The sequence below is a fragment of the Pseudoalteromonas lipolytica genome (genome assembly GCF_001306915.1).
GTDB lineage: Bacteria > Pseudomonadota > Gammaproteobacteria > Enterobacterales > Alteromonadaceae > Pseudoalteromonas > Pseudoalteromonas simplex.
The window spans coordinates 743,881-751,710 of record NZ_LJTC01000002.1; the positions used below are offsets into that span (position 1 = coordinate 743,881).

Annotated in this window: 6 protein-coding genes; all 6 read right to left on the minus strand. The window is 37.7% G+C overall.

Annotated features, from left to right (window positions below; translation table 11 throughout):
- Positions 1-238: 238 nt before the first annotated feature.
- The gene (locus tag AOG27_RS05240) at positions 239-1,996 is read right to left on the minus strand and encodes a HEAT repeat domain-containing protein (RefSeq protein ID WP_054551927.1); all 1,758 of its coding nucleotides are present in this window, start codon (positions 1,994-1,996) and stop codon (positions 239-241) included.
- Between the two features lie 18 nt (positions 1,997-2,014).
- Positions 2,015-3,883 carry a hypothetical protein gene (locus AOG27_RS05245; RefSeq protein ID WP_054551928.1) on the minus strand — a complete coding sequence of 623 codons (1,869 nt, stop codon included), beginning with the start codon at positions 3,881-3,883 and terminating at the stop codon, positions 2,015-2,017.
- 761 nt (positions 3,884-4,644) lie between these two features.
- Positions 4,645-5,649, minus strand: a complete 1,005-nt coding sequence (locus AOG27_RS05250) for a leucine-rich repeat domain-containing protein (RefSeq protein WP_054551929.1) — start codon at positions 5,647-5,649, stop codon at positions 4,645-4,647.
- A gap of 369 nt (positions 5,650-6,018) precedes the next feature.
- The gene (locus AOG27_RS05255; protein ID WP_054551930.1) at positions 6,019-7,179 is read right to left on the minus strand and encodes a response regulator; all 1,161 of its coding nucleotides are present in this window, start codon (positions 7,177-7,179) and stop codon (positions 6,019-6,021) included.
- Complete coding sequence (locus tag AOG27_RS05260; RefSeq protein WP_054551931.1) at positions 7,180-7,620, minus strand: response regulator; 441 nt, start codon at positions 7,618-7,620, stop codon at positions 7,180-7,182. It abuts the gene before it with no gap.
- Positions 7,621-7,624: 4 nt separating this feature from the next.
- A partial coding sequence (locus tag AOG27_RS21495; RefSeq protein ID WP_161804341.1) for a hypothetical protein occupies positions 7,625-7,830 on the minus strand: 206 nt, incomplete at its 5' end.

The following is a 7,830-nucleotide window of genomic DNA, read 5'->3' on the forward strand; positions in this document are numbered from 1 at the left end:
GCTCTTTTGTTCATCGCGCGAAATAAATTTCACGCCTACGGATGAGCATTTCAATTTAACTATACGCAGGCACAATCCAATCTAACTTCTGACGACTGATATCTCTTTTTTCGGCGTTAAAACGCCTCCTACACCTCGCATCTCGTTCCTCGAAACTCGTACCTTTCCCCTTTACTCTTTCTAACTTGCTAATTAGTTGGGTTTCTCTCCGCTCTACCCAACCTACCAGCTGATAGCTCTACGAACCATACAGCGCTTTCATTAATTGACGCAGGTTCTTTTGATTAGTTTCCGTCTTAACCAGCGCTTTTAAACGGCTTTTAACCTCTGGTTTTGACTTCGCTTGTTGACTTAACGCCGATATAGCGGCACTGCGAATATCTTTCGGGTTACTAGCGTCAGCAAAGGCATAAATACTATCGACTTGTTCTGCGTCTAACTCATTATTACCCATTGCCTTTAATATCGCCCCTCGCGGTTTACTATCAGTTTCTTGATTTAGTTGATTACTCAAGTAATTCAAACTGGTTTTACTTGGCATTTTTGCCAGAGCCTCTGCCGCATTTAGTCGTAATCTTGGACTGTCGCCAGCTAAATAATCACCAATAAGCTGTTGATGATCATAGTCTCCACTATTACCTAGTGCGGTGATTAGGGCTGATGCTTTTTGCTCCGTTGCACTAGAGCTCAATGAATCAGCTAACTTTTGGGTTAACTGAGTTGAAAACTCACTGCCCTGCTGATTTTTTGCAATCGCCCCCATTACCATTAAAGCACTATGAGCCAGCTTAGAATTTTCTTCATCAAGACCATATGACATGGAATACTCAAAAATCGCCTCAACCTGCATGTCAGTTAACGGTTTTTCACTGTATTTTAGTGCCATTAAACTTCTAAAGCGCTGATTTGGTGAAAATAAACCAGGCTCAACAAATACCTCTGTCAGTAACTGTTTTGAGTTAACTGAGTCATGTTTACCTAGGTACATAAACAATTTACTTTCCAAAGGATCTGCAATTGATTTAGTTGAAATAAGCTCTTTTAAGCTCAGCAAATACTGATCATTGTCATAAAGAAATTGCAAAAGCGTTTTTCGGTCTCCCTCTAGCCAATCCATACTTTTTAAAGCAGTGATAAACGCTTCAGTATTTTTTAAGGGTTGAGGCGGCGCTTTAGGGTAAACCCAATCTGTGCTTAAATTTTCCCATTGATTAGGGTCTTCGGGTAATTGTAGTAACCTTGCCCCATCGGGTATCGATTGATTTGAACGATTTAAACTTAGTGTTTGCAGTACTTCAATATTCATACTTCCATCACTACTACTGACTTGAATATGACTATTTCCGAGGGTTTTTGTTAACCAGCATTTATCGTTTTCAAAGATAAACTCATCACTAATAATGTTCGCCGTTTCTAACTGCATTAGCTTTTTCGCAGCGTTAGTACTTTGCCTAGTGTCAGTTGGTTCTAAGTAACTGAGTTTATTTCGCTTTAGTTTATTATCAGCTAACACTGTGTAGAGTGATTTGTACTGACCGATATCATCTCGCTCTTTAACCCAATACTTATCCCCCTGTAAATTTTCAGGGGGGTTTGCACGGTGAAAGGCACGGTATAAAGCAATCAGCTTTTGTTGATCAGCCGCTTTTAATTTAGCGTTAAACCGATAATCTAAAACTTCACCTGAGTTATTGCTAACTTTCACAGCAAAAGGCACAGCATACTCATTGCTGGTACTCACTGTTTTATTCAACTTTGCTTGAGCTTGGTATAGCTCAAAACCCAACCAGTGAAATTTTTCTGCAACTAACAAAGGCCGATAAATTAACCGCCCTTGCAAGTCAAACTGGCTTTTTGAGGGACTATTCATCGAAACAATATTCGTATCAGCTTTTGATTGAAGTTCACCCCAAACAGTACAATGAGGCACTGCATAAGCAGCCGAAGCATAGCCTAATAAAGTGCCAAATAATAAACTCAGTTTAATTAAACGCATTATACCTATGCCTTCATACTAATAATTTAAGGTTGCTGATTCGTCTAAAATTGTCCAGCTTTTATCGTACAAGGTACTAGTATCGTAGATAGTTTGAGTTTTGGTTTTTGTCTTAACCGTGCAACACCACTTGTATTTAGGGTATTTCACATAAACATAAAATTCGCCGGAAATAGCCTCAATATCATTCGTTACATCAATCCCTAAGGTGATTTTAGAATCAGTGATAGCTTTAGCTAAATCTGCATAAAGTGTGGCATTAAATGTATCTGCAATAATCAAAAAGTCTATACCAACACCGCCACTTGCAATACCTAAGTTTATTTCTGCAGTGGCATACGCATCCATGCTGGCAGTAACAATATCTCCCCCTAAGTCAATTCGGCTATTGCTGTAAGCTAAACCAACCCCTAAATCCAAGCTGCCACTAACACCAGCCTCAACGGTCACCGGAACAATTACAATGGTGAACGTTGTTTCAACCACTTTTTGTTCTTCGCTCCAGCTATACCCTAAAGACTTGTCTAAGGCCGTTAACGTGTCGCCCTCGTCAATTAAAGTGTCACCCAGCACACTAAAGTTTGCTGCATAGGTAATCTCACCATCACTTACATTTGCACTCGCTTCAGCACTGGCACTAACCAAACTCGCTGATTTATCAAATAGGTAAAGATCTAAATCTGCTTCAACTAGCCCCTCAGCTGAACCACCATTACTAGAAGAAACATTCATATAGCTATAAAAAGAAGGGCTGATTGCCACAGCGTCACTGTCACCATAGGTAGCACTCCAACTGCCAACTTTGGCCAAGGTTGTTGCTGATGAAGCTGTAGTCTGCATCGCTGATGCTGACGCTATTGTTGTTTTATTACTATTTAGCTCTACCGATTCTGCAGTACTCACTTCATCATGATAAAGCGCATAAGGTACTTCAACGGTAATACTATTATTGTCACTGTGAGCTTCAATTTCTTCTGAGTTATCATGGAAGGTAAATGTCATGCTAAAACTGTTTTCACCACCATCGTGATCAAAATCATCGTGTATCGCTTTTAGCAATACGCCATTTACTGCAACATCCCAAGGAAAGTAATGAGATTGCTCATGATCAGGAAACTTAATACGCATCGTCTCCATATAAGCTTGCGCTTGCTCATTCCATAAGTGAGCATGATAAGTCGTTTCGCCGATGGTTATTGTTGCACTGATGTCAGCCTCGTTGACTGAATTACCAAATTTGGTGGCATTAATAAAACCTATTAAATCAGGTACTTTCTGTGTTGGCTCACCTGTACCTGTGGTATCTCTTTTACCCGGGCCAGGAAAAATAGCAAAGCCGTCGCCCACTTTAAGTTTATCTAAAACAAAATCATGGTAATGACCATCGCTAATGGTTACTGAGCTGTAGGTGCTTTCGTCACCAGACTCAATGCCACGGGATTTATTATCTGTAACATCAACTTCGTTTGAGATCACACCACTTGTGTCAACAAAAGCGGCAATGACAAATTCACCCGCAGCGAGATCTTCATTTGGCAAAATTAGTGTTGCCGTATGATTTTGCTCGCCTTCTTGTAACTGCTCGATATAAAACTCACCCAAATCGTAGCCATCAGGCTCATCTTCAGTTTCGAGCTCAGCGACTTTACTTCTTTCAATTAAAATAAATGAAACACCAACATGTTCATTCGTTAATAAGGTTGTTTCGGTACTGAAATCAACTGTGATCTGTTGTCCTGGTTGATAAACGTCATCAGACACTGGGGTCATAGACTTCAAAGCTACATTAGCAACAGCTTCTTGTTCGGCAGAGTCATCATCAGAACACCCAACTAATGAAAGTAGGGATAAAGCCAACACAGCACTAATCCTTTTACACTGATTCATATTACGATTCCTAATTATTGATTGTAATTTCGACAAACTATTAATTAATAAAACTCATACTTCTACTCAAAGTCCGACCGACTTATTTTCGAAACGGTTAAGCTTTAACCCACCCAAATTGGGGTACAAAAGGTTCATATTTCAAAGGGTAAATCACAATAATGGATGAATTATGGAGGGATGCAAAACAACCAAAATTATTAAATGCGAGGGACGAGGAAGGAGATATTAGATATCAGTCGTTAGAAGTCAGATTAGATTGTGCCCGCACATAGTTAAATTGAAATGCTCATCCGTAGGCGTGAAGTTTATTTCGCGCGATGAACATAAGAGCATCAGCTTGTAGGTTGGTTAGAGCGGAGCGAAACCCAACATTTGTAGCTATCAGATTACGAACACAAGTTAGCGAGTTAGAAAGAATACAGGGGAAAGAAGCGAAATTCGAGTCGTAGGAGGCGTTTTAACGCCGAGGAAGGAGATATTAGATATCAGTCGTTAGAAGTCAGATTAGAATGTGCCCGCACATAGTTAAATTGAAATGCTCATCCGTAGGCGTGAAACTTATTTCGCGCGAAATAAATTTCACGCCTACGATATCGGGATTAGCCATAGCAATGTACAGGCACAATCTAACCTAAACCTTATGGCTTAAAACTCTTTTGTTTAAATCTGATAGCTGACGGCTGAAAGCTGATAGCTCCTTTCCCCTTTACCCTCGCTAACTTATCGAGCTTCGCAGTGCTCTGCCCAACACGCTGTTATTAATACCCTTCAAACCTTGTTGCACAACCTATGCCTATGCACTCAACACGGCTGTCGAGTTCTAACAGCTCTAAATTATAACTTTTGCTTACATCTACTTTTTTTAGTGGATTATTAAAAAGGCTGATATCTACTAAATTTGCATGTTCACGTAAATCAATGTTTTTTAATTTGTTATTTGACAAAAAGAGCACTTGAAGCATGGGGTTTGCTGTTAAATCGATAGTGCTTAACTGGTTATTACCGGCGTAAAGTGCAGTTAACTTTTTATTATGGCTTATGTCTAAAGAGCTAAGCTGGTTGGCATCTAGGTTTAGTTCGCTGAGCATCTTGAACTTGCTTAAATCTAGGTTTTTTAACTGATTATTTGCAAGCTCAAGGTTACGAATACCACTCGGTATATTTACTTTTGTGAGCTTATTGCCCGACAGGTTAAGTTGATATAGTTCAGAATTAACAAGCGTCAATTCACCTGTCAGCTTATTATCATTAAGATCAAGCCATGTAAGTTTACTGTTAGTGCTTACATCAAGCTTTGAAAGCTTATTACCACTCAGCATTAAAGTCTCTAACTCTTCGTTGTTACTTACATCAATACTCGTAAGGCTGTTTTGGCTTAAATCAACACGGAAAAGCTGGCTGTTGTGACTTATGTCGATTTCGGTCAGCTGGTTTGGCACTTTCTTATCGGCAGGTCTACTTGTAATGCCACCAATTTCACCAACTATGAAGCTATCCCCTTCATTACTGAGGACGAGTTTTGTTAAGTTACTAAAATGCTCAAGCCCTTTGGCTGAAGTAATACCGCGATCTCTGCAATGTATTTTTGTCACCTCCCCCACAGTTTTATAGCCACTTTCTTGTAAACACGCTAAGAAGTTAGCATCTGCAACCACGCTCTCTATTGGTGTATCGTCATTAGCCGAAGCACCAGCAACCCCAAGATTTAATACAAGCAAACAGGCCAAAGCCCTTTTAATGCGCGCAAAGTTCCTTTTTAGCATTATTTCACCTTAAAATTTCAACAACATAATCAGGTGGTTAATTAAGAGGTTCCACCACCCAACAACAAAGCATGCATAATACAGGTTATTTGATGTTTGTACCTATATAAATACAAAAATTCTTCCGAAGTTGTTTTTTAATGGGTTCGCGCGAAATAAATTTCACGCCTACAGTGCAAGGTGCTAGGTGCTAGGTGCTAGGTGCTAGGTGCTAGGTGCTAGGTGCTAGCAGCATAGTGTTGGTTATGGGTTGGTAAAGGGGTTAGGAAAAATAAAGACCAGACCCCCGATTTCTTAGTTTTTGAATGAAAAATATCGAGAAAAAACGCCTACTTGACTGCACTCTCAAATGAGTGTTTTTTATACCAATTAAAAAAGAGAAAAAATCGTTATCATAAGAATAATAAATATTATCCATGGACTGTAAGTAATTATAGTTTCCAAAAGCGCTTCTATAAGGGTTAGCGACTCCCTATCGTCAATTATTTCCACATTGCCATTAACTATAAAATCATACCAACTATTGAATATATTTTGGGTAAAAAAGTCACTATGCCCTCCCTTAAAATACCTATCAACAATTATCCCACCATACTTCCTCTTAAATCCTGAACGCCCAGCCATTCCTAGCCCTATAGCTAAAGCTTGACTAAGAACAAGAGGAAAATCATTTAAAGAACAATCATTCAAAATATATTTAATATCATGCTTCTTTATTATAGATTCCCAATCAAAACTACCTTTAATTACGCTACCACAAAGAATTACTTTACTAAATTTCGGTGTTTTAGCTTGATTAATTTTATCCAGTGATTTTGCTATGAGATAAGTACCAAAACTGTGCCCAACTAGAGTAACTTCAGCTCCAGGAAACTTATCACTGAGAAATTCGAGTTCTTGTTTAAATCTATTAATTTCTATCCATCTAAGTGGAGGAATCATAAAAGATAAGACTGGAAAAAAAGCATATTGGTGCTTTAAATGTTCAAGCTTATGCTCTTGAAGATTCAAACTTTTTGACAACTCACTCTGCCAAGTACCATTTGTCTCGATTCCATGAACTGAATACACTATCTTATGATTAGGTAGTTTATTGATCTCTTGACTTAGTCTTATAATGTACTCATTAATACATCCTTTTAATTCTAATTTCCAATCTTCACTTTCGTAAGTATAGGGATATGCAAATACTCGGCACTGTTTGAGTTCACTTGAAAACTCTTCTATTAAGTCGGCATATTCAGTCAAACAAATTATATTACTTGGAACACAACACTTTCTTTTAAATTGACTCTTTTTTATCCATTGTAATAATTTAATCCCCCCTTTTTTATCTACCTTTCCAATTTCCGATAGTGGTAATTGAAAATCGATAATTACAAAACTAAATTGATGTACTTTAATTTGCTCAATACCTTCCGCAACAGTTATAGCTCTTTTAATAAAACAGCCTGGTGTTACAGAATTCAGCAACTCTTCTATTTTTAAGTATTTTATACAATCATCTTCAACTACTAAATAATTAATCATTTAAAGCTCATTTATTTGACTTGATATCCTTACTTTCCATTCATTAGATGATGATTCCCAAAAAATAATATCTTTCAAAAAACTCGGAAAAGTATCTAATAATTCTGTTTTTAAATTTTCTAATGAAACACGATCATCATGGTGACCAAAAACATCCCACTGGGTGAATACAACAGTTCTAGTTTTCAACCTTTTGTGTTTCATTGTCATGAGTACTCTCTTCCCAGACAATGACCTAATCTGCTTTTTGTCTTGCTCAAAAGCAGGCAAACTCATATCTAATATAAAAAAATCATAGATCTTTTTTTTAATCTCTACAATTGCGTCATCTGGAGTTAAAACCACCTTCACTAAATCTGATTTAATACCATGACTACTTTCAAGAAAATCCAATATACTTTTCAACTTTAGTTCATTATCTTCAGCAACCAACACTTTCATAACATCACCTTAAAAAAGAAACATTTGAATACATGATTTTTACGAAGAATTCATTATCATTCGCCCCAACCGATATTTTATTTTCAACTTTTAAATCAATATCAAATATTTTTTTCACTTTATAAAGCCCACTCCCCTTTTCACGGTTAGCTTTCAATGTCACCTCAGCCCCATTAATGTGCGAATTAATATCATCAATAACTTCAAAGT